The 24,426-nt window shown below is 68.4% G+C and carries 26 protein-coding genes and 4 tRNA genes; 20 read left to right on the top strand and 10 right to left on the bottom strand.

The genetic code is table 11. The features are described 5' to 3' along the window. Window positions 1-60 precede the first annotated feature (60 nt). Window positions 61-624, bottom strand: a complete 564-nt coding sequence (locus tag PVK37_RS02745) for a GNAT family N-acetyltransferase (protein WP_275032096.1) — start codon at window positions 622-624, stop codon at window positions 61-63. 121 nt (window positions 625-745) lie between these two features. Further along, complete coding sequence (locus tag PVK37_RS02740) at window positions 746-1,240, bottom strand: YajQ family cyclic di-GMP-binding protein (RefSeq protein ID WP_275032095.1); 495 nt, start codon at window positions 1,238-1,240, stop codon at window positions 746-748. A gap of 159 nt (window positions 1,241-1,399) precedes the next feature. Here PVK37_RS02740 and PVK37_RS02735 point away from each other — a divergent pair. From PVK37_RS02735 to PVK37_RS02725, 3 genes are all read left to right on the top strand, one after another. Continuing rightward, window positions 1,400-1,483: transfer RNA gene (locus tag PVK37_RS02735), tRNA-Tyr, on the top strand. A gap of 75 nt (window positions 1,484-1,558) precedes the next feature. Further along, on the top strand, window positions 1,559-2,266 hold the full coding sequence (locus PVK37_RS02730) for a hypothetical protein (protein WP_275032094.1): 708 nt from the start codon (window positions 1,559-1,561) through the stop codon (window positions 2,264-2,266). A 2,457-nt stretch (window positions 2,267-4,723) separates the two neighbouring features. Continuing rightward, window positions 4,724-7,339: a KGGVGR-motif variant AAA ATPase gene (locus PVK37_RS02725; protein ID WP_275032093.1), complete on the top strand. Its 2,616-nt coding sequence runs from the start codon at window positions 4,724-4,726 to the stop codon at window positions 7,337-7,339. Window positions 7,340-7,492: 153 nt separating this feature from the next. Here PVK37_RS02725 and PVK37_RS02720 read toward each other — a convergent pair whose 3' ends face one another. The 5 genes from PVK37_RS02720 to PVK37_RS02700 all read right to left on the bottom strand — a co-directional run bounded on the left by PVK37_RS02720 (window position 7,493) and on the right by PVK37_RS02700 (window position 11,294). Beyond that, window positions 7,493-7,942 (bottom strand): hypothetical protein, encoded by a 450-nt coding sequence (locus tag PVK37_RS02720; protein ID WP_275032092.1) that lies wholly within the window; start codon window positions 7,940-7,942, stop codon window positions 7,493-7,495. A gap of 123 nt (window positions 7,943-8,065) precedes the next feature. Next, window positions 8,066-8,602: a DUF3592 domain-containing protein gene (locus PVK37_RS02715; protein WP_275032091.1), complete on the bottom strand. Its 537-nt coding sequence runs from the start codon at window positions 8,600-8,602 to the stop codon at window positions 8,066-8,068. 124 nt (window positions 8,603-8,726) lie between these two features. After that, window positions 8,727-9,626: a DMT family transporter gene (locus PVK37_RS02710; RefSeq protein ID WP_275032090.1), complete on the bottom strand. Its 900-nt coding sequence runs from the start codon at window positions 9,624-9,626 to the stop codon at window positions 8,727-8,729. Next, window positions 9,613-10,461 carry a protein phosphatase 2C domain-containing protein gene (locus PVK37_RS02705; RefSeq protein WP_275032089.1) on the bottom strand — a complete coding sequence of 283 codons (849 nt, stop codon included), beginning with the start codon at window positions 10,459-10,461 and terminating at the stop codon, window positions 9,613-9,615. The genes PVK37_RS02710 and PVK37_RS02705 overlap by 14 nt, the downstream gene beginning before the upstream one ends. Before the next feature lie 2 nt (window positions 10,462-10,463). Further along, window positions 10,464-11,294, bottom strand: coding sequence for a sigma-70 RNA polymerase sigma factor region 4 domain-containing protein (locus tag PVK37_RS02700; RefSeq protein WP_275032088.1), 831 nt, complete (start codon window positions 11,292-11,294; stop codon window positions 10,464-10,466). 263 nt (window positions 11,295-11,557) lie between these two features. Between PVK37_RS02700 and PVK37_RS02695 the strand changes: the two genes are divergently transcribed. Continuing rightward, window positions 11,558-11,869: a DivIVA domain-containing protein gene (locus tag PVK37_RS02695; protein ID WP_275032087.1), complete on the top strand. Its 312-nt coding sequence runs from the start codon at window positions 11,558-11,560 to the stop codon at window positions 11,867-11,869. After that, window positions 11,869-12,126: a hypothetical protein gene (locus PVK37_RS02690; RefSeq protein ID WP_275032086.1), complete on the top strand. Its 258-nt coding sequence runs from the start codon at window positions 11,869-11,871 to the stop codon at window positions 12,124-12,126. The genes PVK37_RS02695 and PVK37_RS02690 overlap by 1 nt, the downstream gene beginning before the upstream one ends. Before the next feature lie 4 nt (window positions 12,127-12,130). Here the strand turns inward: PVK37_RS02690 and PVK37_RS02685 are convergent, their stop codons facing one another. From PVK37_RS02685 to PVK37_RS02675, 3 genes are all read right to left on the bottom strand, one after another. Further along, window positions 12,131-12,784 carry a hypothetical protein gene (locus PVK37_RS02685; protein WP_275032085.1) on the bottom strand — a complete coding sequence of 218 codons (654 nt, stop codon included), beginning with the start codon at window positions 12,782-12,784 and terminating at the stop codon, window positions 12,131-12,133. A gap of 155 nt (window positions 12,785-12,939) precedes the next feature. Next, on the bottom strand, window positions 12,940-13,425 hold the full coding sequence (locus tag PVK37_RS02680; RefSeq protein ID WP_275032084.1) for an Rv0361 family membrane protein: 486 nt from the start codon (window positions 13,423-13,425) through the stop codon (window positions 12,940-12,942). A gap of 69 nt (window positions 13,426-13,494) precedes the next feature. After that, a complete protein-coding gene (locus tag PVK37_RS02675; RefSeq protein WP_275032083.1) occupies window positions 13,495-13,848 on the bottom strand; it encodes a winged helix-turn-helix transcriptional regulator in 354 nt (117 codons plus the stop codon). Window positions 13,849-13,974: 126 nt separating this feature from the next. Here PVK37_RS02675 and PVK37_RS02670 point away from each other — a divergent pair, with 126 nt between their 5' ends. The 15 genes from PVK37_RS02670 (at window position 13,975) to PVK37_RS02600 (ending at window position 24,272) form a co-directional block, all read left to right on the top strand. Next, entirely contained in the window at window positions 13,975-14,835 is an 861-nt protein-coding gene (locus PVK37_RS02670; RefSeq protein ID WP_275032082.1) for an SDR family oxidoreductase, read from the top strand. Between the two features lie 475 nt (window positions 14,836-15,310). Continuing rightward, window positions 15,311-15,445 (top strand): hypothetical protein, encoded by a 135-nt coding sequence (locus tag PVK37_RS02665; protein WP_275032081.1) that lies wholly within the window; start codon window positions 15,311-15,313, stop codon window positions 15,443-15,445. Window positions 15,446-15,625: 180 nt separating this feature from the next. Then, window positions 15,626-18,154, top strand: a complete 2,529-nt coding sequence (locus tag PVK37_RS02660; protein WP_275032080.1) for a putative bifunctional diguanylate cyclase/phosphodiesterase — start codon at window positions 15,626-15,628, stop codon at window positions 18,152-18,154. Between the two features lie 107 nt (window positions 18,155-18,261). Further along, window positions 18,262-18,334 (top strand) — tRNA-Thr (locus PVK37_RS02655). Window positions 18,335-18,360: 26 nt separating this feature from the next. After that, window positions 18,361-18,433: transfer RNA gene (locus tag PVK37_RS02650), tRNA-Met, on the top strand. Between the two features lie 130 nt (window positions 18,434-18,563). Further along, window positions 18,564-18,731, top strand: a complete 168-nt coding sequence (gene rpmG / locus PVK37_RS02645) for a 50S ribosomal protein L33 (RefSeq protein WP_013288652.1) — start codon at window positions 18,564-18,566, stop codon at window positions 18,729-18,731. Window positions 18,732-18,853: 122 nt separating this feature from the next. Further along, window positions 18,854-19,300 carry a MaoC family dehydratase N-terminal domain-containing protein gene (locus PVK37_RS02640; protein ID WP_275032079.1) on the top strand — a complete coding sequence of 149 codons (447 nt, stop codon included), beginning with the start codon at window positions 18,854-18,856 and terminating at the stop codon, window positions 19,298-19,300. 1 nt (window position 19,301) lies between these two features. Continuing rightward, window positions 19,302-19,694: a MaoC family dehydratase gene (locus tag PVK37_RS02635; protein ID WP_275032078.1), complete on the top strand. Its 393-nt coding sequence runs from the start codon at window positions 19,302-19,304 to the stop codon at window positions 19,692-19,694. A 128-nt stretch (window positions 19,695-19,822) separates the two neighbouring features. Continuing rightward, a tRNA-Trp gene (locus PVK37_RS02630) sits at window positions 19,823-19,895 on the top strand. Window positions 19,896-20,106: 211 nt separating this feature from the next. Then, entirely contained in the window at window positions 20,107-20,499 is a 393-nt protein-coding gene (gene secE, locus PVK37_RS02625; protein ID WP_275032077.1) for a preprotein translocase subunit SecE, read from the top strand. A gap of 27 nt (window positions 20,500-20,526) precedes the next feature. Then, a complete protein-coding gene (gene nusG / locus PVK37_RS02620) occupies window positions 20,527-21,249 on the top strand; it encodes a transcription termination/antitermination protein NusG (protein WP_275032076.1) in 723 nt (240 codons plus the stop codon). Between the two features lie 191 nt (window positions 21,250-21,440). Further along, window positions 21,441-21,872 carry a 50S ribosomal protein L11 gene (gene rplK / locus PVK37_RS02615; RefSeq protein WP_275032075.1) on the top strand — a complete coding sequence of 144 codons (432 nt, stop codon included), beginning with the start codon at window positions 21,441-21,443 and terminating at the stop codon, window positions 21,870-21,872. Between the two features lie 83 nt (window positions 21,873-21,955). Further along, entirely contained in the window at window positions 21,956-22,672 is a 717-nt protein-coding gene (gene rplA / locus PVK37_RS02610) for a 50S ribosomal protein L1 (RefSeq protein WP_275032074.1), read from the top strand. 83 nt (window positions 22,673-22,755) lie between these two features. Continuing rightward, a complete protein-coding gene (locus PVK37_RS02605; RefSeq protein ID WP_275032073.1) occupies window positions 22,756-23,583 on the top strand; it encodes an ATP-binding cassette domain-containing protein in 828 nt (275 codons plus the stop codon). After that, window positions 23,580-24,272: a hypothetical protein gene (locus tag PVK37_RS02600; protein WP_275032071.1), complete on the top strand. Its 693-nt coding sequence runs from the start codon at window positions 23,580-23,582 to the stop codon at window positions 24,270-24,272. Before PVK37_RS02605 ends, PVK37_RS02600 begins: the two co-directional genes overlap by 4 nt. The last annotated feature ends 154 nt before the right edge of the window (window positions 24,273-24,426 follow it).

Raw genomic sequence — 24,426 nt, 5'->3', positions numbered from 1 at the left:
CTGGCTGTCGTACTGGCCTGGCCTGGCCTGGCCGTCGTCGCGCCGCCGGCCTGAGCTGGATCAGTGCAGGTCGATCGTCCAGTGGTTGGTCCGGAAAACCTGATCTCGGAACGGGGTGTCCCGCACCCCGACCAGGGTGAAGCCGAGCGTGCGGCAGAGCCGGTTCGAGGCGGTGTTGTCGACGCCGGGGAAGGCGTGCACCACGCCCCACCGGCCGTCCCGGCGGGCCTCGCCCAGCAGCGTCGACACGGCCCGCCGGGCCAGCCCCCGACCCTGGTACGCGGGCAGCACCAGCCAGCCGATCTCCGCCCCCGCCGACCCGTTCACCTCGTGCCGCCAGAGCGTCACCGTGCCGGCCACGGTCTCCGACTCCGGCTCCGGCTGTGACTCCGGCTCGGTCTCCGGTTCCGGCCCGGTCTCCGGCTTCGGCTTCGGCTTCGGTGAGTCCACCACGATCATCTTGATCAGGGCGTTGCCGCTGGCGACCAGGTCGACATCCCGGGCCACCTGCGCCTCCGCCCGGTCCCGGGAGAACGGCCCGCCGAGGTGGGCCATGATCTCCGGGTCGCAGCGCATCCGCACGTACGCCGGCCCGTCGCCCATCTCGACGTCCCGTAACCGCATCCCCACGCTCCCCGGTCGCTGGTGGGCCGAAGTGTAGGTCTCCGACGACGGGTTCCCCGGGCGGCCGTCCTGCTCCGGTTGACCCCTGGCACACCCGCCGGGGTCAGCCGGAGACGTCCGTTCAGCGGTAGTTCGTGAACTGGAGGGCGATCCCGAAGTCCTCGGTCTTGAGCAGCGTGATGACCGCCTGGAGGTCGTCCTTCTTCTTGCCGGTGACCCGGAGCTGGTCGCCCTGGATCTGCGCCTGGACGCCCTTCGGCCCCTCGTCGCGGATCTTCTTGCTGATCGCCTTCGCCTTGTCGGACTCGATGCCCTGGATCACCTTGGCGTCGATCTTGAAGATCTTGCCGGAGGGGCGCGGGTCGCCGGCGTCCAGGGACTTGAGCGAGATGTTCCGCTTGACCAGCTTCTCCTTGAAGACCTCCAGGGCGGCGCGAACCCGCTCCTCGGTCTCCGCCTGGAGGCTGATCGCCTCCTCGCCCGACCAGGAGATCTCCGCGCCGGTGCCCCGGAAGTCGAACCGCGTCGCAAGCTCCTTCTCCGCCTGGTGGAGGGCGTTGTCGACCTCCTGACGGTCGACCTTGCTCACGATGTCGAAGGACGGGTTCGCTGCCATGATCCTCTGCTCCTGCTTGCTGTCCGGGGTCTGAACGTGGTGTCACGGGTCGCCCACTGGGCAGCGGTACGACCCCCTGACCGTACCCGGTTGCACGAGGCCGGGGTGGAACCGCTATCCTTGCTCCGCTGCCGCGTTACGGCGTGGTGGCGACGCCCTGGCGGGTTGCCCGAGCGGCCAATGGGAGCGGACTGTAAATCCGTCGCGAAAGCTACAGAGGTTCGAATCCTCTACCCGCCACCAGGGAACAGCAAGGCCCTTGACCTGCGGAAACGTTGGTCAGGGGCCTTCGTTGTCTCCTTCCACCGTTCTCCGTGGTTGACCCTGATCGACCCGCTGATCGGGCATGCAGCGGGCACGCGGTGGCGGCAGGTTGATCTCGGGAGGGTGGCTGTGGACATCGTCGCAACTGGGCAGCGCAGGACGTTGGCCTTCATCCAGGCATGCAACCGGTCGGGCTACCGTCCGACTCTGGAGGAGGTGAAGCTGTGGTTTGACGAGCCGGCCCCAAAGACCACGACGAAGGTTGTTCAGCCCGGTGCCCTGACGCAGAGCATGGAACGCATCTTGCAGGCTTTCGGCCAGCAGTTCTACGGGGTTCGCGAGACCACAGAAGAGCATCCTGTTGACCATCTCGTGCGCATCAAGTGGATCTCTGCCTCTGAAGACGAACGACTTCAGCTGACCCGGCTTGGTGACGCTCTGTTTAAGGACACGCAGAGGGCCTTGGACCAGGACGAGCGATCGCCAGTTGTGGTGCTGGAAACCACAGACCGCTTCGCCTACGCCAGGCTGATTGGCGAAATAGCGCGATTGGGCGACGCCTTCCTGGTCGACCCTTACTTCCGTCTGCCTCAGCTGGAAACGGTGCTTCAGTCAACGCGGATCAAGCGGGTGCTGATCTCCAAGCAGTACAAAACAGCACGGAGGCGAGAGCGGAACTGGCCGTTGCGCTCGCGAGCTTGGACCCCGCTCCAGACATCGAGATTCGCGCGACGGGCAGCTCGACCCTTCACGATCGATTGATCGTCGCTGACACTGGCGAGGTCTACATGCTGGGGGCCTCGTTGGGTACCATTGGCACCGCCAACACCGTCTTCATGAGGGTTCCTGAGTCGGGTGCGGATGCGCTCAAGCAGCTTGCGGAGGCGCTGTGGGAGGCGGCTGATCCCCTCGTGCCTGCAAAGTCTGCAGGTGGAGAGGAAAAAGCTGGCTCTTGAGAGCGGATCTCTTCGTCGGGCAGTCACCGACCGACCAGTCTCCCCGGACCGGGCCAAGGTCGTTCGTCCGGTAGGGCGCTCCACCTTGTCCCGGTCCGGGGAGACTGGTAGCCCTTGCGGTGCCCGGCGAGGTGATCTGCGGCGGCATCTCTGAGGAGGGCCGGGGTTCGGGGCGGAGCCCCGAGGTCTTCAAGGTTTGTGTCCTCTCAGCGTGGCCGGGCCGGCGCGGCCCGCTTGCGGGCCGCCTTGATCGGGCACGGCAGGGCGGTGGATCTTCCGATCGGGCACGCAACGGGCACGCGGGGGAGTCGGGAGATGCTGGCTCCTCACCGGACCGGCCCTGACCTGGGCATCCTGTCGGCGGGCGTCGCGGGTACGGGCAAGTCTGTAAATCCGTCGCGAAAGCTACAGAGGTTCGAATCCTCTACCCGCCACCAGGTGCGACAACGGCCCCTGACCAGCAGAAATGCTGATCGGGGGCCGTAGTGGTTTGTCTGGCGGGGTCCGGCTGAGTCCAGCGGTTGACGACTGGTTGTGGGCAGGTCGATCTTGCCCGCTGAGGGTCCTCTGGGGCTGCGAACGCTGGGGTTTGGGTCCGGTCCTGGCGGAGTCCGTGCGTGTAGCGATCGGCTGAGCGGGGTCGCGGTAAGGTACCGCGGATGCGGGAGAGGAGCCGGGGCAAAGCCAGTCCCGGGATTGGACTGGCGCGGCAGTCGGAAGCCCTGATCGCCGACGCGGCCGACCGGTTTGGCTTCCGTACCGCCTGGCTGTGATCGTTCCGCCGTTCGGATCAGCAGACTCGGGGCGGAGAGCCACCCGCCGGGTTACCGCGCCGCGCAGAGCGAGGCGCGCCTTGACGGCAGGCCGGCAGCGGCCTCTACCGCCCAGCGCAAGCGGACCACCTTCTACAACGGCCCTCGGGTACGCCGTCGAGCTGGAGCTGATCGACTCCAACCCGATGCCGGGTCCAGTGGACCGCCCCCGAGGTCGCGCACCTCAACGACCGGCGGGTGGTGGCGAACCCGGCCCAGGTCGCCACGCTGCTGGAGGCGGTGCAATCTCTCGGCAACCGGGCCGACAGGGTGACGGCGTTCTTCGGCTGCCTTTGCTACGCGGCATGCGGCCCTACGAAGCGACCGGCCTGCGGCGGAACGACGGTGACCTTTCCCCCACTGCCTTGGCTGCGGGACCGACTTCGACGATCTGGCGGCCCTCAAGCCCTCGGCTTCCTGCGACCACCCAAAGACCGAACCCCGCTGGGGCCGTCTGGTGCTCGCCGGGACCTCGCCGCGTGCCGGGTCGTACTGGATCGATGACGGCGGCTGCCACGAGCGGCGCTGACTTAAGCACCGAGCGGCAGGAAACCTCACGGTCCCGATTCCACCCCGGATCATCGAGCTGCTGGCCGCGCACTCCGAGAATCACGGCGTCGGCTCGGATGGTCGGCTCTTCCGGGGAAGCACGGCGGGCGGACCGCTCTCCGAGTTGGTCTACGACCGGTGGTGGAAGTTCGCCCGCGAGAAGGTGCTGACCGAATCGCAGGTCGCCCCACCGCTCGTCGGTCGCCCTACGGACTGCGGCATGCGACGGTCTCGCTCTGGCTGAATGCCGGCGTCCCACCGACCGAGGTCGCTCGGCGCTTGGGCCACGGCGTCGCGGTGCTGCTCCGGGTTTACGCCAGCTGCATCGACGGGGGAGACGACACCATGAACGACAAGATCGGTGACGCCTTCGGATGAACGGACCGAGTAGGTCATTACCGAGCAGGCTGCCCCAGCAGCCCGCCTGATAGACGACGGGCCGACCAGGCACTTGGGCGCAGCGGCCCGAACGCATAGGTTAGGGGACGCCTGACGGGGAGAGGAGCCATCGGCGTGTATGAGGACGCTGCGCGGATGCGTGCGACCGAGGCGAAGCATCTAGCGGATGGGGGGCATCTGTGCGGGGCTCTCTACCTGGCTGGCTACGTCATCGAGTGCAAGTTGAAGGACCTTCTCAACCGGTCGGGCAAGCCATTCCCGCGATCCGGGCAAGCTGGACATGATCTACAGGGGTTGTGGGACGCAGCTGGTCTCCGCAGAGAAGACATCGGGGGTCACAAGCGCGCGTTCCTGGACTACTGGAGCACGAGCATCAGATATACCTGCATAGTGGACTCGCCACATGCGCCGAGAGACTTGCTCAACGGAGCGATCGAACTGGCCGGCATCGTGACACGCCGGGTTAGGTACGCTCGCCCGCTTCGGAACAGCGGAAGGAAGTCATGAACCCCGAACAGTCCGATGCGGATGCCGTAAAGCGCGCGCTGGAACAGAATGGCCTGAACAGCGGTGTGGCCGACCTTCGTGTTCACATCGCACGCGGGATGGAGAACGGCTGGCGCGTACGGCTGGTCAGCGATTCCCTAGCCGGTCTGTCGGATGTGGAAAGGCGTAACCTGCTCCTTAGTGGTTTAGAGGGGCAGGTAGAGGCTGCGGAACTACTTACATCGGCAGAAGAGGAGTGGTATGGTCCTCCGCCACGAGAAGTTGAAGGCGCATTGCCGGTTTGGTCCGATGCGCTTGGCCAATCATCGAACCTGCCGCTCCTCTTCGCAAGCGATCTAGACGAAGACATCGTTTCTCCCGCAGTTGTCACCTTCTACAGCCTTCGTGGCGGCGTTGGTCGAACAACAGCGTTGGCCGCTGCTGCACGGATACTTGCGTCACGTGGCCGGCGCGTTCTCTGCATCGACATGGACTTTGAAGCGCCTGGGCTGCATCATCTGATGCGTCTCACCGAGCCTAGTCCCGGGCAGGGGGTTCTCCCCTTGCTGCTAGCCCTTGAGCGGGGGGATGAGGTCGACATTAGGGATCATGTGCAGCGGGTGAGTGAGGCTGAAGAGCTTTATTGCCTTCCCTCCGGTCGGCTCGGGGCTGACTATGCACAACGCCTGCGACTCCTTGAGCCAGAGAATTGGTACGTCGAGGAGAGTAACCCTCTACACGCGCTGTTTGATTTGGCATCCGTATCCTCCATACAGCCCGAACTCATCCTTGTAGACTCCCGCACTGGAATATCGCCTATTAGTGCGCCGCTGCTCTTTGATATATCCGACCTAGCGGTCGTCTGCTTCTTTCCGCATCCGCAGGCTCAATTGGGTACCGAGTTGCTGGTTCAGTCACTTCTAGCTGCTAGAACAAGGCGTTCGGACGGTGTGCGTACAATTTCGCCGGAACCGAGGTTTCTCGTATCGCCTGTTCCACCCGGTCCCTCTGCTGGCCGGGTTCGCGAGCGTGCGCTAACGTGGATTGACAGTTGGCTCGCTAAGGCTGCTGACCGGCGCTCTTTGGATGTCGGCGCCCTGCAGGCCGACGAGTTGACTCACAGTGTCAGCTATTCGCCCGATATGGCATTCAAAGACTTCATGGAGGTTTCGCCGGCGGTAGACGAGTCATACGGTCCGGTTGTCGACTGGCTTGAGCAGCTGCTGCCGCAATCTTCGTCTCAAGGCACGGTCCGTTTAAGCGGTAAGCGTGAAGCGCTTCGCGAGTTGAACTTTTCTCGCGGGCAGGCAGAGGTCCACGAGAACCTCCTCGATGACTTTGTCAAGACCCGCGTAGCCATACAGGCATCAGACTCGCAATATCCGCTCGTAATTGGGCGGAAGGGGACGGGCAAGACGGCTGTCTTTCGATGGCTGCTGGACCGTCCTGGCGGCGATCCGCCGGTCGTAGTCATGTGCCCTCATACATTCCGCAATAGGTTCCCATGGGTGCTTGGCGTCGAAGGGTTTGCTGCGGTCGATGATGCATTAATTGCGCGAGGGGCAGGGTGGTCGCGTTTCTGGGCTTGTTATACCGCTCTAGCTACCTTCTTGGCGCTGCCTAGACGGCCTGAAACCACGCCACCTTTGCGGTTCAAAATCGATGTAGATGATTTTGTGCAGCCAGGGCATACGGATGAACTTTTTGTCGTCGAGACCGTCATTAAGATGATGGAGGATGCGCAGGCAGGGCTGCTTGCTGCCCGGTGGCTTCGAGACCTTGATAAGAGTCTGCCGGCGCCGAGGTTCCTCCTGTTCGACGGGCTGGATACTGGTTTCGGAAACGACGTGGCTAGTCGCAACCGGAGAACAGAAGCAGTCGCCGGTCTGTTCACATTCCTTACCGAGGCTGAGACGCGGCTGGAGAACTTGTCCTTCAAGGTGCTATTGCGTCTCGATATCTGGCAACAGTTGCAGTTCGAAAACAAGAGCCACCTGTTCGGACGCTACGTGCAGCTTCGATGGAGAGACCAGGCAGACTACTTCAAGACTGTGCTGAAGCAGGCGGTCCGGAGTAGAGCGTTTCAGGCAATTCTGACTGACATTGGAATTGCTTCCGATGTGGATGCCTGGCGGACTGAAGAGGTATTTCAAGCGTGGAACGTCCTGATTGGCGAGCGCATGAAGGGTGCCAAGACCACTTTTACCCGCAACTGGGTATGGAACAGGCTCGCCGATGGTCAGGGTGATCATAGCCCTCGGACTCTTTCCCAACTGTTCGCCACGGCAGTGGAGTGGGAAATGGTGGAGCGGGGCTCCTATGACCAGAGCGTCATACGGCCACGTGCGCTCGTCCCCAGCCTGGAGCAGGTCAGTGCGGAGGCCGTAGGGGCGCTCCACGAGGAGTTTCCCGAACTCAAGGCGATGGTCGATGCCTTGGAGGTGGTCGGTCGTACCCCACTTGTCCCTGGTGACATTGAGGCCGTGAATCCGAATGCGCTGGAACAGCTCGAACTGGCGCTAGAGGTGGGTCTGATAGCGGTGCATGAAGGTACTCAGGAAGAGGTCCGTCGGTTCCGGGTGCCCGACCTCTACCGGCACGCCTTGGGGATGACCCGTCGGGGCCAAGCATGAAGTGAGCTAGGACGCCTGCCACTGCGGCAGATGGTGGCAGGATTTTGGGTTGCCGCAGCGGACGTCACGTGTGCGCAGTTGGCAGTTCACCGCTTGCCCGGAACGCGGACGGACTGTAGATCCGTCGCGAAAAGGCACACAGGTTCGAATCCTTTACCCGCCATCAGGTGCGACTACGGCCCTTGAACAGCAGCAATGCTGCTCGGGGGCCGCTGTCGTTGATCCCCTGCTGCTGGGCGTTGACCAAGAAGTTGTTGTCCCCCTGCCCGGCGTGTCATGACCAAACTTCATGGTCACACGACCGGTGCCGGTCAGGGGCGTGTTGGTGGCGGAGCCGTAGGCGAGAACGGCCAGGACGCCGGCAGCGGCGAACACGATGCCGATCGCGCGGTCCAGCAGGATCAGGCGTGCCAGCCGCTTCTCGTACGGCACTTCGGGCAGCCAACGCCACGGCGGAACTTGCCGTAGCGGGGCCGAGGCGAATGCCATCGACTGTCGCACGTGCCACTCCGCAACGCCGCGAAAATTGGTGGCCAGTGCGATACCCGCGAGGCCCACGGCCAGACATGCGACGACACCCGCCAGCAGACGCCAGGTCTCCATCCGATCGATTCTCCAACGTTCGACGATTCCGTTGGACCCCACGGTGCCAGCCGGGGGTCGGGACACAGACGTCCACACGAAGCTCAGCCCTAGTTCGACGTCGTGTGCGGACGGATCGCCCCGTCACCGGCGACTGCCCCGCTTGTGCTTCGAGCGACTGATGAACGCCCGGTCATCGGTCGGTGTCCGGGACCGATTCCGCCGCTCCCGGGTCGGGCGGCCCGGAACCCAGCGCCGGAACGGGATACGCGACAACGTCAGCGGCACCGCCACCAGCAGGAGCCCGAACCCGACCGCCCCGAGTACGCCCTGCACCCGTCCCCGGTGCCCGCTGAGCTGGTCGAAGTCGGTGACGAAGTCACTCGGGTCGGCGGGGTTCACCCAGATGGTGACCGTCTCGCCCCTGTTCCGGCACACTTCGACGCAGCCGACCTCCGCCTCGTGGGTCCGGCCGGCAATCTCATAGCGGAAGTACATGGTGGTCGACGGGCTGGACCGGTTCCCGCCGTCCTCCGTCACCCGGTTGTGGACGACCGCCTGCGCCGGAACGCCGTCGCTGCGTAACTCGGTCATCCAGTCGTCCAACTCGAGCTGGGTGTGGATCGGCAACCACAGCAGGCTCCCACCGAGCATCAGCAGCAGTACGGCACCGGCGGTCATCCAGGGGATTGGACGTGGTGTGGTCAGGGCCATCGGGCCATCGTGCCTTCGCCCCGCAAGCCGGAAAGGCGAGCGACCGGAGAAGACCGGCGACCGGGAAGGCCGGCACCGGATCGACCGGTGGCTAGCGGGCGGTGCGGCGGCGGGTGAGGACGACGCCGACGAGGACCAGGCCGACGCCGGCCAGGATCGCGCCGGTGACCGGCTCGTCCACCACGATCCATCCCAGCATTACGGCGACGATCGGCAGCAGGTAGGTGACCACGGAGGCGGCGGTGGCGCCCTCGTCGCTGATGATGCGGTAGTTCAGCACGTACGCCAGGCCGGTGCCGAGGACACCGAGGACGAGCAGGCTGAGCACGGCGTCGGCCCGCCAGACCGGCGGTTCCAGTCCGGCGAACGGCATGGCCAGGGCGAGCAGTACGGTCGCCGCGCCGAGCTGGCTCGCGGACAGCACGATCGGGCTGATTCCCCGACCGGCCAGGTACCGGCCCATGTAGACGTAGCTGACGCCGTAGCTGGCGGCGGCGGCGAGGCAGGCGAGGCCACCCCAGCTCGCGATCTCGTTGGCGGATTCCCAGGGCGAGAAGATCACCACGACCCCGAGGAACCCGAGCGCGAACCCGGCCCCCTTCCGCCAGGTCACCGACCGGTCCACACCGACCAGGAACGCCAGCAGCAGGGTCCACAGCGGGGTGGTCGCGTTCAGCACCCCGGCGACGTTCGACCCGACGGTCTGTTCCCCGATACCGAACAGCACGTACGGGATCGCGTTGGCGACCAGGGCGGCGACGAACAGGTGCCCCCACACCCGCCAGCCGCGCGGGAAGCCGAGGCCGCGCGACAGCACCAGCGGCGCGAGGACGACGAACCCGAGCAGCAGCCGCGCGAAGACGATCTGCACCGGGTTGAAGCCCCGCAACGCCAGCTTGATCCAGAGGAAGCCCGAGCCCCAGAGCAGCGCCAACGCCGCCATCCGGGCCAGTCCTGCCCGGCTGACCGCCCGGTGGTCAGTCCGCTTCACCGCCGCCACCTTTCCTGAGGCCACTCCAGTAGGTGATGGTGGCATCGTCGAAGGTCTTGCCGCGCGGCCACCGTGCACCGTGTGGATCGCTGGTCTCCGCGTCGCGGACCCGTCGGATGATCTCGGCCGGTCCCGCTGTGGCTAGCAGGGCCAGAAGTTCGGGCCAGTTCGCGAGATGGAACCGGTCGACGAGTCTGCTGGCGCCGTCACTCAGCAGGGTCACGGAGGTGAGGTGGTCGGTGGGCAGGCTTCCGGTGAGGGCTTCCGCCGCTGCCCGTGGGTCGGCTGCGGCCACCCAGAAGCCGCCGGGCTGGTTCCGATGGTCGCGCATGGCTTCGACGTACGCGCGGCGGGCTTGCTGGTGTTCTGGGGTGTCGTTGACGGCGGCATCCATGGCGGCCCGGTAACGCCGCCCGATGTCCGCCTCACGGTCGTCGGTGATGACGAGTGGGCTCTTCCCGTCCAGTTCGACAACGAGAATGGAGTCCGCGAGCACCAGGTAGTCGGCACGGTCACCGTGGACCCGGAAGACGACGACGGTCGCGGACGGAGTGCTCGGGTCGTCGATGTCGCAGGTGTCACGGTGGCTGTCTGCCACCTCCGCGATGGCATCGCTCACCAGAGCGGTGAGGTCGGCGTCGGACCTGGCAGCCAGTCGGGAGAGCAGTGCCGCACCGAGGCGGCGGGTGTACCAGGCGACGCCGTGGACACAGGTCGACGTGGTGCCGGACAAACCCGCCCCGTCGAGGAGCACGACTGCGTTGGGGACGGCACCGGTGAAGTCTTCGTTGGGCTGGTCGGGTTTGGCGGGAGCGGTCGCCATGGTGACCTGCATGCTCAGGCTTCCTCCAGCCGGTAGAACGGCGTGAGGAGCGTGACCTCGTGGGGTTCGTTCGTACCCGGTTCGTACTCGGTGCCCACCAGCACGGAGAAGTTGGCCGTGTTGACCTGGGCGAAGAGTTCGGTGATCTGCGTACAGATCAGGTGCACCACGCCGAGCGAGCCGGGCGGATGAATACCGGTGAGGACGATGAGCGAGCCATGTCCGTCGGGCCGGGGCAGTCGGCCCAGGTAGGCGACGTCCGAGGCGACCGGTGGGTCCTGGTCCTGGCCGGACCGGTGGACGGTGCCGGTGGTTCGGTCGACGAGTGTCCAGGTGCCGTCGCTGGCTCGCTCGAATTGCAGGATCGGATCCTGGGCGAGGACTCGGGCCACGGGTTCGGAGATGCGCGGGCCGCAGATCACCACCAGGTTCGGCCGGTTGAGGTCGACTGCTCCGTCGGCCGGGACGTGTTCGAACGATGGTTCCAATCCCAGACTGCGCGCAAGTTCGCCGAGCCGTTGAGCGGCGGCGACATCCTCGATGGCGACGACCGGACGGCTCCTGATCGCCTCCTTCTTCAGCGGTGTCGCGATGACGACGCGTCCCGATCCGAGGAACGCGCCTTCGGGCGCTGGGCCGGCGTGCCGGATCTGGTGGATGCGACCGCGCGTCAGGCCCACCTCTTGCGCGATGCGGGCGTACGACATTCCCGAGTCGTGCAGGTCCTGGATGACCCGCCGGCGTAGTCGGGCAAGCTCGGTCACCTCCTCCTGAGCCGCTGCCATGCGAACGGTGGCCTCCCGCAGCAGTTCGTACGGATCACGGATTGCGGCAATTCTGTCCACTTCGCCCGGCATATCGCCTCTCGCGTTGACCTAAGAGTGTCTAGCCCCCTTGACGCTTTACTCTACCTCGCCTACCGTTCTGTCTATCCCCCTAGACGTGTCGACTGTGAATCCGACTCAAGTGTCTAGGGGGATAGACAGAAGGCTGGCTCTGGTGCCGTACTGCCGAATGGGGCTGCGGTGGCAGGGCCGGGGTGGTCCGCCCGTGCGCGGCGGGCGGACGGACCACCCCTTCCACGTCATCTCACGGAAGAGGGCGAAGTATGCGGACGTTGTTGCGGCGGTCGTGCGGCCGGCACCACCGGCCGGAAGCCACGACCACACCCGGCCGGTACCGGTCCAGGACGTACACCCCGCTCGGGCCGTGGCAGGTGCGCGGGCGGCGGTTCGGGCTGGCCCGCTGGTGGCGACGCGGCCTCGACCCCGACGAGGTGACCGACTTCCTCGACCGGGTCGCCGACGACCTGACCACCCTCTACGACCTGCTGCACCGCAGCCGCCAGGAGACCGCCCGGGTCAAGGACGCCCTCCGACGTTGGCAGACCGAGTACACCAACGAGCGGAGCTACCGCTGATGCCCGAACGCTTCGTCATCCACCTACCGGTACTCGCCGGCGACCTGCCCGGCGCGGTACGCCTGGCCCGGGTCCTGGCCCGCTGGGCGCGCGTCCTGCCGTACACCGACCCCGGCGAGACCACCGTCTCCCACGAGGACGACCAGGGCGTACGGCACCGGGTCTTCTGCGACGCCCGCCTCACCGACGGCCGGCGCTGCCTGCTCCGCGCCCACCACGACGGACCCTGCACCCGCCGACTCGCCAACCCGCGCTGAACGGTCAACAGGTGATGGTGCCGATGTCGGACATCACCGGATCGGTGTTCCGGCCGCCTACGGTCAGGAGTCCGCCGTCGGCGTGCCATTCCAGCCGGTAGGTGCCGGAGGCGATGGGCTGGTATCCGTCGTCGGCGGTCCAGGAACCCATCCGTCGACCGACCCCCAGGCTGCCCACGGCGTAAACGTCGCCGCTGCCGGCGAAGAGGAACGAGACCTCCCGGACCACGGCCCGGCAGCCGTCCGGGCCTGCCGGCTCCAGGACGTGGTACGTCGCGGCGGTGTCGGCTGCCGCGCCGAGCAGGACGCCCAGCGCCGTCACCGTGGTCGCCAGCGTCGACAGCAGGGTCCGTACCCAGGATGGCCCGGTCCCGTCCGTTACAGGTGCTTTAGCCCGGATCAGCCGGACCACCACCGGTACGACGAGCACCGCGCCGGCGAGCGCCCAGCCGGGTACGACCTGACCGGCGACCACCACCAGCAGCCCACTCCAGCCGGCGATCATGAGCGCGAAGGCGAGCAGGACGCAGCCGGTCCGGAGCGCGGCGCGCGGATCGGCCGGGTACGGGAAACGTCGTCGGTCGGCCGGGTACGGGAAACGTCGTCGTCGGTCTTCGGCCGGGTCGATCGTCGGGCCGGACTCGTTCCCCCGTGTCATACCGCCAGGGTAGGTGGCGGCGGAGAATCGGGCCGTCCGGTCGTCGTCGGCCGAGCGGCCGAGCAGTCCTCGGCAGGCGGAATCTTGGACAGTTACCGTCCACACACGACGGTAACTGTCCAAGATCTGCGTACCCCGATCAAAGCGGGCTGAGGTTACTCGCATACCCGGAAAGTGCCGTCCTCCTTGACCAGCGTGTAGACCTGGGTCCGTTCGGTGCCGTCGTCGTAGCCGAGTTGCACGGTGACGGTGCCGGTGGTCACGCCGTTCACGTTGTTCACCGACACGCCGTCGATGTCGTACGTGAGCAGCTTCGGCTGGGTGGCGGCGAGCTGGGCGTAGTCGGCCTCGCTCATTCGGTCCCGCGTCGACGAGCAGAGCTGGGCGTAGGCGGTCGAGTTGTCGCCCCGTCGTACCGCGTCGAGGTACGTGCGGGTGGTGTCCGAGGCCGGGGCGACCGCGTTGCTGACGGAACGGTAGATCCAGTAGCCGCCGGCCGACCCGCCGATGCAGCACACCAGGAGGACCACGGCGACGACGATGACGATCGTCCGCGCGGTGCGGCGCGGACGTGGCGGGGGCGTGGAGTAGGGCGGATAGGGCTGGTTGGGTTGGTACGGCTGGTTGGGCTGGTACGCCATGGCGCAGACGGTAGGGATGCGGCGCAACCTGCGGTTTCTCTGCCGTGATCGGCGGGCACGCGGTCGCGTTCAGCGGGTGTCGTAGCGGGCGCGGGCGGCCTCGACCTCGCCGAGGTGGGTGGTGGCCCACGCCTCCAGACCGGCGACCAGGTCGACCAGGCTGTGGCCGAGGCCGGTCAGTTCGTAGTCGACCCGGGGCGGGACGCTGGCGTGCACGGTCCGGGTGACCAGCCCGTCGCGTTCCAGCCCACGCAGGGTCTGGGTGAGCATCTTCTGGCTGATCCCGTCGATGCGCTGGGCCAGCTCGCCGTAGCGTTTCGCGCCGTCGGCGAGGGTGAGCACGACGAGGACGCTCCAGCGGTCGCCGATCCGGTCGATGACCTGCCGACTGCCGCAGTTGCGGTTGAACGGGTCCGGTTCCATGGTCTCACTCTCCACCGGTAAGTCACGCACTTCAAGGTGCCTACTCTCCAACGGGAAGTATGGCGACGGTGTTCCCGTTGCGGACGGAAGACAGGAGAACAGGTACCCGCTCAACAGGAGGACAGCATGTCCATCGTCGTCACCGGTGCCACCGGGCACCTCGGTCGTCTGATCGTCGAGTCGCTGCTGCATCGCGGCGTACCGGCCGACCGGATCGTCGCGCTCGGCCGGGACGTGTCCCGCCTGGCCGACCTCGAACAGCGGGGCGTGGCGGTGCGGTCGGCCGACTACGACGACCTCGACTCGTTGCGGGCCGCCTTCGCCGGAGCCGAGAAGCTGATGTTCGTCTCCGGCAGCGAGGTCGGCCGGCGAACAGCCCAGCACCACCAGGTGATCACCGCGGCCCGGGAGGCCGCCGTCGGGCTGGTGGTCTACACCAGCATCGCCAGGGCGGACACCTCCAGCCTGATCCTGGCCGCCGAGCACCGGGCCACCGAACAGGAACTGGTGGCGTCCGGTCTGCCGTACGTGCTGCTGCGCAACAGCTGGTACCTGGAGAACTACACCGGCCAGCTCGACACGTACCTGGAGCACGGGGTGGCCGGCGCGGCGGGCGACGGGCGGGTCGCCGCCGCCACCCGCGCCGACTACGCCGAGGCCGCCGCGCAGGTCCTGACCAGCGAGGGGCACACCGGTCGGGTGTACGAGCTGGGCGGCGCACCGTTCACGCTCACCGACCTGGCGGCCGAGGTGTCCCACCAGAGCGGCCGGCCGGTCGGCTACCTCGACCTGCCGGTGGAGAAGTACACCGAACTGCTGGTCGGGGCGGGGCTGCCCGAGCCGTACGCGGCCGTGCTCGCCGACGCCGACCGGGGGTTGGCCGTGGGGGAGTTGTCCGTCGAGGGTGACGACCTGCGGACGTTGCTCGGACGGGAGCCGACCTCGCTGGCCGACGCCGTTCGTGCCGCCCTCGCCGCGCGCCGCTAGCCCGACCGCCGCAGGAACGGCACCGGGGGCGCCACGACGGGCCGTCACCGATTCGTTACCTGAGGTGCGGTGTTGGTGCGGGGCGATGTCGGATCCGTCGGCTTCCGCGGAAAGTCGTCACATCCATTCCCACTTCTTCGACGTGCCTCTATTTTGGGTGGTCGGTGCCGGGGCTTCCACAGTCGACGGGGCGTCGGCGCAGGTGGGGGTGGGTGGAGCGGATGAACCCTTGACGACGATCTTGGGGATTAGTGGTGAAACATGTACTGCGTCAACATCAGCGGGAAGGTGCAGATGGTGAGATGAACGCCGAAATCAGGGGTAGCTATTCGGAGTCGGGGTACGTACGAACGGTCTGAACCACAGCAATCCCGGAAGGCGCGTTCCCGCGCCCCTTTGCTCCATCGGAGCGCTGTGGCACGATCGTTGACACCTCCATCCATCTTCTCCGCACCCCTGTCGACAGGAGCACGTGATGTCTGGTCGGAAGCCTGTCCGCTTCGCCGCGGTCCTGGCGCTGATGGCTCTGGCCGTCGTTGCCGGCGGCGTCCTCGGGATCGAGTCCACCTCCCCGATGGCCGACTTCGACTGGGGCGCGCCGCTGCGCTGAGCGGTACCGCTCAGCACTCCTGCGCCGCGAGTGGTGCCGCTCCTGTGACTCGGGTGATGTCGCTTCCGCGCTGCGGGTGACGTCGCTCCCGGCCCGGGAGTGACACCACTCCCGCGTGGGGAGTGACGCCGAGAGGCCACTGGTTGGGGGCTGGTCCGGCATGAGTTACGAGGGAGCTGGATGGCGAGCGCCCGCCCATCGACGCGCGGATCGACCGATCAGGCTTGGCTGATCACCGGTCCGCTGTGTCTCTTCGCGGTGGTCTGCGCGGTCGCCCTCGGACTCGTCGCGCCGCCCCCGCCGGGCAAGCTGTGGATCGTCCTCGCCCTGCTCGTCACCATCGTGGCGGCGGGCAGCCAGGTGCTGCACTTCGTCATCCGACGGCAGGCGCTGGCCGTCACCATCACCGAGATCCCCCTGGTCCTCGCGTTCTTCTATCTGCCGCCCCTGTCGGTGGTCGCCATCTCGGTGATCGCCGCGCTGATCGTGCAGCTCCGGCGGCGTAGCAGCGCGACGAAACGGTGGTTCAACGTCGCCAAGACAGCGGCCTCGGTGTCGCTGGCCGGGCTGGTGCTGGTCGCCCTGCCCCCGTTGGAGGACATGGGCCCCGGCACCTGGCTGGCGCTGTTCGGGGTGGTCAGCGTCAACACGCTGGTCTCGCTGGCCGCGGTCAGCGGGGTGATCTCGCTGATCCAGGGCTGGCAGGCCGGCTGGGAGGTGATCCGCACCGCCGGGCCGCCGCTGCTGACCTCCGCGATCAACGTGGTGGTCGGCCTGGTGGTCCTGATCGCCATCGACACCAACGCCTGGGCTCTGCTGCTCATCGCCGTGCTGGCGGTGGCGGTGCTGCTGGTCTACCGCTCCTACGCGCAGTTCTTCCGGCAGCACCGCACCCTCGGCGACATGTACGAGCTGACCCGCGCGATGACCGCGAGCGGGCAGGACGGCACCGTCATCGACGTGCTGCTCGGCCGGATCCGCAAGCTCATGCAGGCCGAGTACGCCACCCTCTGGCTCCCGGCGCAGGGCCGGCACTCCGAGGTCATGCTCACCGCCCGGGTGGACGATCCGGGCCTGCTGGACGTGGCCCCCACCCCGGCGCTGGTCCGCGAGGAGGCCCGCCGGGAACGGCGCACCCTGGCCTGGGGCGCCCGGCTCGACGGCGAGGAGCGGCTGCACGCCGTCCTGCGGACCAGCGGGGTCAAGGACGTGATCGCGGTGCCGTTGCGCTCCGGGCAGGCGGTGATCGGCACGCTCGAGGTGGTGAACCGGCTCAGTGACCTCGGTCATTTCACCGCGGACGACGTGCCGGTCTTCGAGACGGTGGCCGCGCACGCCGCCGTCGCCCTGGAGAACTCCCGGCTGGTCGACCGGCTGCGGCACGACGCGTACCACGACGGGCTGACCAAGCTGCCCAACCGGCGGCGGATCACCGACGCGCTCGGCGAGGCGGTGCGGATCCGCGCCCCGGGCGAGGTGGTCGCCGTCCTGCTCTTCGACGTCGACGGCCTGCGCCAGGTCAACGAGTCCCTCGGCCACGCCGCCGGGGACAAGGTCCTCGTCGAGGTCGCCGAGCGGCTGCGCTCCTCGGCCCCGTCCTCGGCGCTGGTGGGCCGGGTCGGCGGGGACGAGTTCCTGGTCACCCTCCGGGTGGAGAGCGCCGAGGTGGCCCTGGAACTGGCCGCCGGCCTGCGCGAGCAGATCCGCGACGAGATGGTCTTCGAGGCGCTCACCCTGGACGTGGACACCGCCGTCGGGGTCGCCGTGTACCCGGACCACGGCAGCGACGCCGCCACCCTGCTGCAACGGGTGGACCTGGCCGCCACCGCGGCGAAGTCGACGCCCGGCAGCATCCAGTTGTTCAACCCGGCGTTGGAGTCCCGGTCGCTGCGTCGCCTGGGTCTGGCCGGGGACCTGCGCCGGGCGTTGGACGCGGGCGAGGTGGAGGTCTACTTCCAGCCCAAGCTGACCCTGCGGGACCGGCGACTGGTCGGCGTCGAGTGCCTGGCCCGCTGGGAGCACCCCGCGCACGGCGCGGTGATGCCGGAGGACTTCGTCGCGGTGGCCGAGCACACCGGCCAGCTGGGCCGGCTCACCGAGCTGGTGCTCCGCGAAGGGCTGCGGCGCTGCCGGGACTGGGCGCACGCCGAGCAGCCGCTCTCCGTCGCGGTCAACCTCTCCGCCCGTACCCTCACCGACCAGCACTTCCCGGCCCGGGTCCGCGAGCTGCTGACCGAGTACGACGTGCCGCCGCAGCAGCTCACCTTCGAGATCAAGGAGACCGGGGTGCTGGACGGGGCCGACCGGCCCATTCCGACCCTGCGCCGGCTCCGTGACCTCGGGGTCCGGCTCTCCGTGGACGACTTCGGCACCGGGTACTTCTCCCTGGCGCACCTGCGCCGGCTGCCGGTGCACGAGGTGAAGGTCGACCGCTCGTTCGTGCAGGGCATGGCGACCGACCCGGGCGACCTGGCGATCGTCAACGCCGTGGTCACCCTCTCCCAGCAGTTCGGGCTGGCCGTGGTGGCCGAGGGGGTGGAGAGCGAGCTGACCCTGGAACTGCTCCAGGACATCGGCTGCGACATCGGCCAGGGCTTCCTGTTCAGCCGTCCGTTGCCGTACGAGCGCCTGGAGGCGTGGTTCGGTGCCCAGGCGGAGGTCGAACCGCTGCCCGGCGCGGACGTGCGGCGGCTGCGAGTGGTGCCCTGACCTGGGCGGACACGGCGCACGGCGAATGCCGGGGGATCCGATTTCACCTCCGGCGGCGGGCCGTGTAATGTAACCCGTGCGCGACGCCCCCCGGGGCGATCGGGTAGGCCCCCTTAGCTCAGTCGGCAGAGCGTCTCCATGGTAAGGAGAAGGTCTACGGTTCGATTCCGTAAGGGGGCTCAGAGGGTCCGGCTGGGCCCACCTGCGGCGGTGTAGCTCAGATGGCAGAGCAAGCGGCTCATAATCGCTGTGTCGCCGGTTCAAGTCCGGCCACCGCTACTCTCGTCCTCCGGGCTTGTTGCCGGTGGTCGGTGGAACGGGCGCCATAGGCGCCCACTTTGCATGTCCGCGTAGTAAGCGCGTAAGCTGCTACGCCGTAGTTGATCCTTAGCGAGGAAGGCACTCCGCCGTGGCGAAGGCGACCGATGTCCGGCCGAAGATCACTTTGGCGTGTGTGGAGTGCAAGGAGCGCAACTACATCACGCGCAAGAACCGCCGTAACGACCCGGACCGCATCGAGCTGAAGAAGTTCTGCCCCCGGGACGGCAAGCACACCGTCCACCGCGAGACCCGCTGACCTGCGGCCGGCACACCGCCGGCCGGGCCAGTCACGCGCGTACGCCGATCCGGCGCGGGCCGCGACATTCCGTCGCTCCCGCGTACCGGGTCGGCGTTTTCGCGTACGTGTAGGTTCTCGGCATGCCACTGGACCCGTCCTTCGTCGGCCGTACCTATCCGCCGACCGCCCCCTACCAGGTGGGCCGCGAGAAGATCCGTGAGTTCGCCACCGCGATCGGGGCCACCGACCCGGCCCACCACGACCCGGAGGCCGCCCGCAAGCTCGGGTACGCCGACGTGGTCGCCCCGCCGACCTTCCCGGTGCTGCTCACCATGGCGGCGAGCCGGCAGGTCGTCGAGGACCCGGACCTGGGCGTCGACTACAGCCGGGTGGTCCACGGCGACCAGCGGTTCGCCTACGTCCGTCCGGTGGTCGCCGGGGACGAGCTGGTCTGCGCCAACGAGATCGAGGAGGCCACCGTCCGGCGTGGGCACGGCTTCCTGACCACCCGCACCGAGGTCACCACGGTGGCCGGCGAGCCGGTGGTCACCGTCTGGTCGAAGATCGTCGTACGCGGGGAGGAGTGAGATGGAGCTGCCCACCAAGACGTACCGGATCACCCGGGCGGACCTGGTCCGCTACGCCGGTGCCTCCGGCGACTTCAACCCGATCCACTGGAGCGACCGGTTCGCGACCGGGGTGGGGCTGCCCGGCGTGATCGCGCACGGCATGTTCACCATGGCCCTGGTCGGTCGGGCGGTCACCGACTGGGCCGGTGCGCCGGACGCGGTGGTCGACTACAACGTCCGCTTCGCCCGGCCGGTGGTCGTGCCGGACGACGACGAGGGGGCCGAGGTGGTGGTCGACGCGAAGGTGCGTGAGGTCACCGAGGACGGGTTGACCCGGCTGGACCTGATCGCCACCTGCGGGGGCGAGAAGGTGCTCGCCCAGGCCCGGGCGACCATCCGGGCACCCCGCTGACCTGGGTTTCGACCCGCGAGGGGTAGACCGGTTGGGAAAGTCGGGTCGGTACCCGTACACTGGTCCGCCGTGGGGCAAGTGACCCCTGCGACGACCTGCGTGTCGTGGCGGGGCGAGCGTTGCCGCACAGGGGTGTAGCTCAATTGGCAGAGCAGCGGTCTCCAAAACCGCAGGCTGCAGGTTCAAGTCCTGTCACCCCTGCGCCTCAGGCCTGACCGTTCCCGTGGGTCGCGCCGCCAGCCGGCGGCGTTCGGCCCGTGGTGGTGGCGTCAGCGGGGTGGCCCCGAGGCATCGGGCACCGCTAGCTGATCCGCCGGCCGCGGCCCGTCGCGGGACGGTTTGGTCCGGCCGGCGTGACCAACGCCGCGTGCGCCGTACGGCGTACGACCCGACATCCGCGACGGAGGGCGAAGTGGCCGACAACAAGCGGCGCGGCGAGGACGCCGGCGACGACCGTCTCGACGACGAGAACATCGTCGAGGGTGGGGCCGACGACGACGCCACCGACGCGGACGAGCCGGTCTCCCGGGGCGGCACCGCCACCCGTGAGCGGACCAAGGCCGAGTCCGCCGACAGCAAGCCGAGGACCAGGTCGGACGACAAGGTCGGATTGTTCGGGCGCTTCGCGCGGTTCTTCCGCGAGGTCGTGGCCGAACTGCGTAAGGTCATCTGGCCGACCCGCAAGGAGCTGCTGACCTACACCGCGGTGGTGGTCGCGTTCGTGACGGTGGTCACCGCGATCGTTGTCGGATTCGACTTCGTGTTCGCCAAGGGCGCGCTGCTGGTCTTCGGCGGATCCAGCTGACCAAGATAGTGACGGAAGTGAGCGAGCGTGCCTGATTACGACGAGACCGCCGGACCCGCGGACGAGCAGTCCTCGGTGGTGACGGCGGCGGGTGACGAGTCGGTCGAGGCCGCCAGCGAGCCGGAGTTCGCGTTGACCGAGCCGGCCCCGGAGGAGGACTACGACCCGGTCGCCGAGCTGCGGCAGAAGCTGCGCTACGCGCCGGGCGACTGGTACGTGGTGCACTCCTACGCGGGCTACGAGAACAAGGTCAAGACCAACCTCGAGACCCGGATCACGTCCCTCGACATGGAGGACTACATCTACCAGGTCGAGGTGCCGACCCGGGAAGAGGTCGAGGTCAAGAACGGCAAGCGTTCGCAGATCCAGGCCAAGGTCTTCCCCGGTTACATCCTGGTCCGGATGGAGCTGACCGCCGAGTCGTACTCCTGCGTCCGCAACACCCCGGGGGTCACCGGGTTCGTGGGCGCGACCGACCGGGCCGACCGGCCGGCTCCGCTCTCCCTCGACGAGGTGCTGAAGTGGCTGGCCCCGGCGGTGGAGACCGAGCAGAAGAAGGCCAAGCCCGAGGTCAGGGTCCTCGACTTCGAGGTCGGTGACTCGGTCACGGTGACCGACGGCGCGTTCGCCTCGCTGCCGGCGACGATCAGCGAGATCAACGCCGACCAGCAGAAGCTCAAGGTGCTCGTCTCGATCTTCGGCCGGGAGACGCCGGTCGAGCTGAACTTCAACCAGGTCACCAAGATCTGACGCGTCGGGTCGGGGGCGGCGGGCGAGGCCCGCCGCCCCCGACCCGTACCCGCGACTGTCCGGCCCTCTGAGCGGGGCGGGAGCGGGCTGCGCTACCCTTGAACGTCGCCCCCGCCCTGTCGTGCTGACCGTGCGCGGCCGCGCAGGTGGCGTCGGATCCACTTTCCCAGTTCCAAGCCCCAGGAAGAGACATGCCTCCGAAGAAGAAGCTCGTCAAGACGTTCACGCTTCAGCTCCCGGCGGGCCAGGCCACTCCGGCGCCGCCGGTCGGTCCCGCGCTCGGCCAGCACGGCGTGAACATCATGGAGTTCTGCAAGTCCTACAACGCGCAGACCGAGTCGCAGCGGGGCGACATCGTCCCCGCCCAGATCAGCGTGTACGAGGACCGGACCTTCACCTTCGTGCTGAAGACCCCGCCCGCCGCCCGGCTGCTGATCAAGGCCGCCGGTGTGCAGAAGGGCTCCGGCGTCCCGCAGAAGGACAAGGTCGGCTCGGTCACCCGCGCCCAGCTGCGTGAGATCGCCGAGAAGAAGATGGCCGACCTCAACGCCAACGACCTCGACCAGGCTGAGAAGATCATCGCCGGCACCGCCCGGTCGATGGGCATCATCGTCAACGACTGACGTCGGCGACCACGGACCAGAACCAATCGTGGGAGGGCGCGTGACGTACGCGGCCCGCCAGAGACCACAGGAGTAGTCAGAACATGCAGCGCAGCAAGAGCTACCGCAAGGCCGCCGACGTCATCGACCGGTCCAAGCTCTACACCCCGGCCGAGGCGGTCAAGCTCGCCAAGGAGACCACCAACGTCAAGTTCGACGCCACGGTCGAGGTCGCCATGCGCCTCGGCGTCGACCCCCGTAAGGCGGACCAGATGGTCCGCGGCACGGTCAACCTGCCGCACGGCACCGGTAAGACCGCCCGCGTGATCGTCTTCGCCGCCGGCGCGAAGGCCGAGGAGGCCGCCGGGGCGGGTGCGGACGAGGTGGGCACCGACGAGCTGGTCGCCCGGATCCAGGGTGGTTGGCTCGACTTCGACGCGGCGATCGCCACGCCGGACCAGATGGCCAAGATCGGCCGGATCGCGCGGATCCTGGGCCCGCGCGGTCTGATGCCGAACCCGAAGACCGGCACGGTGACCATGGACGTCGCCAAGGCCGTCGCGGACATCAAGGGCGGCAAGATCGCCTTCCGGGTGGACAAGCACTCCAACCTCCACCTGATCATCGGCAAGGCGTCCTTCTCCGAGGCGCAGCTGATCGACAACTACGCGGCCGTCCTCGACGAGGTGCTGCGGGTCAAGCCGTCCGCCGCGAAGGGCAAGTACCTCAAGAAGGTCACCCTGACCACCACCATGGGCCCCGGCGTGCCGGTCGACCCGAACCTGGTGAAGAACCTCCAGGAGGTCTCGGCCGAGGGCTGAGCCACTGGGTAGTCGGAGGATCGGGGCGTCGTCACGTCGGTGGCGGCGCCCCGATCCGTCTCCACTGTGGCACCCTCTGTGCCATGCGGTTGCGGAACGTGTCGCTGCGGTACCACCGGCGGGGTCCGTGGGTGCTGCGGGAGGCCGACGCGGAGGTCGGCCCGGGGGAGGTGGCGGTCGTGCTCGGCCGTAACGGGGCCGGCAAGTCCACGCTGCTCCAGGTCGCCGCCGGGGTGCTCCGACCGACCCGGGGCCGGGTCGAGGGACGCCCCGCCCACGTCAGCTGGGTCCCGGAGCGGTTCCCCGCCGACCAGCCGTTCACCGTGGCGCACTACCTCACCGCGATGGGCCGGGTGGCCGGGCTGTCGGCCGCCGGGGCCGCGCGGGCGGTGGACGAGTGGACGTCCCGGCTGGGCATCGCCGGCTTCCGCGCGGTCCGCCTGCCGGAGTTGTCGAAGGGGACCGCCCAGAAGGTCGGCCTGGCCCAGGCGATGCTCCGTACCCCCGGCCTGCTGGTCCTCGACGAGCCCTGGGAGGGGCTGGACGCGGCGGCCCGGGAACTGGTCCCGCTGGTGATCGACGAGGTGCTGGCCGCCGGCGGTCGGGTGCTGGTCAGCGACCACCGCAACGAGACGGTCCGGCTGCCCGGGGCACGGTGCTGGACGGTGACCGACGGCACGGTCACCGAGAGCCGGTCGGCGGGCCCGGCGGAGATGGTGGTGGTCGAGGTCGCGGTCCCCGCCGCCCGGGTCGCCGGCACCGTCGCCCGGTTGCGCTCCGCCGGTCACCAGGTGCTGCGGGTACGCCCCGACACCGCCACCGAGTCCCGCGCCGTCGACTCCACCGCCGCCGGCGGGACCGATCCGGCCGCCCCGGGTACGGGCGCCCCGAGCGGCCGGGTGGCCCGGTGAGCGCGCTGGTCCGGTTCCGGCTGGCCGGGTTCCTGCGTACCGGACGGGCGCTGGCGCCCCTGCTGACCGGCCTGGTCGTGCTGGGCGTCCTCTACGGCGGTGGCCGCGCCGAGCCGGCCGAGGCGTACGGGGTCTCCGCGGTTCTGCTCTTCCCGGTGCTGGCCTGGCAAACGAAGCTGGTGCTGGACGTGGAACCGGACGTGCAGCGGCGGTTGGCGGTGGTGGCGGTCGGGGGCCGCCACCGGGAGCAGGCCGCAGGTCTGCTCGCGGCCACCGTGGCGGCGCTGGGCCTGGTGCTGCTCGCGCTGGTGCTGCCCTGGCCGCTGGGTGGGCTCGCCGGCCCGGAGGCGGCGGGTGACCGGTCGGTGCCGGTCGGGATCGCCCTGGGGGTCTGGGCCCATCTGCTCGCCGTGCCGGCGGCGGTGGCGCTCGGCGCGCTGGCCAGCCGGGCGTGCGCCGGCAGCCTCGGGTACGGCGTGGCGGTGCTCGCGGTGGGTGTGGTCGGCGCGCTGGTCGCCGGTCGTGCCGACGCGGTGCTGCCCTGGCTGGCGCCCCCGCTTCTGGCGACCGCGCGGGCCACCAGCGGCGGGGTGGACGCCGTGGCGGCCGTCGGGTTGACCGGCTGGGCGGTGCTCTGGGCGGCGGTGGTGCTCGCCGGGTACGGGTGGCGTCGCCGGTCACGGGGTTGAGTCCCGCCGCCGGGCGGTGACCGGCCGGGCCGGTCGGGCCGGTCCCGGCGCGGATCGCCGGGGTGACCGGGCGGGTTGTCGGGGTGACCGGGCGGGTCGCGCGGTGAACCGGGCGGGCTTTCGGGGGTGACCGGGCCCACGTCGGGGGCGATTT

It is taken from the genome of Micromonospora cathayae (assembly GCF_028993575.1).
GTDB lineage: Bacteria > Actinomycetota > Actinomycetes > Mycobacteriales > Micromonosporaceae > Micromonospora > Micromonospora cathayae.
The sequence above is the reverse complement of the archived record's forward strand: the minus strand, read 5'-3'. Positions and strand labels throughout refer to the sequence as shown.

Bases quoted from the DNA above. Each gene is read 5' to 3' on its own strand.
- PVK37_RS02745 (WP_275032096.1), bottom strand. From the start codon at position 624: ATGCGGTTACGGGACGTCGAGATGGGCGACGGGCCGGCGTACGTGCGG.
- PVK37_RS02740 (WP_275032095.1), bottom strand. From the start codon at position 1,240: ATGGCAGCGAACCCGTCCTTCGACATCGTGAGCAAGGTCGACCGTCAG.
- PVK37_RS02725 (WP_275032093.1), top strand. From the start codon at position 4,724: ATGAACCCCGAACAGTCCGATGCGGATGCCGTAAAGCGCGCGCTGGAA.
- PVK37_RS02720 (WP_275032092.1), bottom strand. From the start codon at position 7,942: ATGGAGACCTGGCGTCTGCTGGCGGGTGTCGTCGCATGTCTGGCCGTG.
- PVK37_RS02715 (WP_275032091.1), bottom strand. From the start codon at position 8,602: ATGACCGCCGGTGCCGTACTGCTGCTGATGCTCGGTGGGAGCCTGCTG.
- PVK37_RS02705 (WP_275032089.1), bottom strand. From the start codon at position 10,461: ATGCAGGTCACCATGGCGACCGCTCCCGCCAAACCCGACCAGCCCAAC.
- PVK37_RS02695 (WP_275032087.1), top strand. From the start codon at position 11,558: ATGCGGACGTTGTTGCGGCGGTCGTGCGGCCGGCACCACCGGCCGGAA.
- PVK37_RS02690 (WP_275032086.1), top strand. From the start codon at position 11,869: ATGCCCGAACGCTTCGTCATCCACCTACCGGTACTCGCCGGCGACCTG.
- PVK37_RS02685 (WP_275032085.1), bottom strand. From the start codon at position 12,784: ATGACACGGGGGAACGAGTCCGGCCCGACGATCGACCCGGCCGAAGAC.
- PVK37_RS02680 (WP_275032084.1), bottom strand. From the start codon at position 13,425: ATGGCGTACCAGCCCAACCAGCCGTACCAACCCAACCAGCCCTATCCG.
- PVK37_RS02675 (WP_275032083.1), bottom strand. From the start codon at position 13,848: ATGGAACCGGACCCGTTCAACCGCAACTGCGGCAGTCGGCAGGTCATC.
- PVK37_RS02670 (WP_275032082.1), top strand. From the start codon at position 13,975: ATGTCCATCGTCGTCACCGGTGCCACCGGGCACCTCGGTCGTCTGATC.
- PVK37_RS02665 (WP_275032081.1), top strand. From the start codon at position 15,311: ATGTCTGGTCGGAAGCCTGTCCGCTTCGCCGCGGTCCTGGCGCTGATG.
- PVK37_RS02660 (WP_275032080.1), top strand. From the start codon at position 15,626: ATGGCGAGCGCCCGCCCATCGACGCGCGGATCGACCGATCAGGCTTGG.
- PVK37_RS02640 (WP_275032079.1), top strand. From the start codon at position 18,854: ATGCCACTGGACCCGTCCTTCGTCGGCCGTACCTATCCGCCGACCGCC.
- PVK37_RS02635 (WP_275032078.1), top strand. From the start codon at position 19,302: ATGGAGCTGCCCACCAAGACGTACCGGATCACCCGGGCGGACCTGGTC.
- rplK (WP_275032075.1), top strand. From the start codon at position 21,441: ATGCCTCCGAAGAAGAAGCTCGTCAAGACGTTCACGCTTCAGCTCCCG.
- rplA (WP_275032074.1), top strand. From the start codon at position 21,956: ATGCAGCGCAGCAAGAGCTACCGCAAGGCCGCCGACGTCATCGACCGG.
- PVK37_RS02605 (WP_275032073.1), top strand. From the start codon at position 22,756: ATGCGGTTGCGGAACGTGTCGCTGCGGTACCACCGGCGGGGTCCGTGG.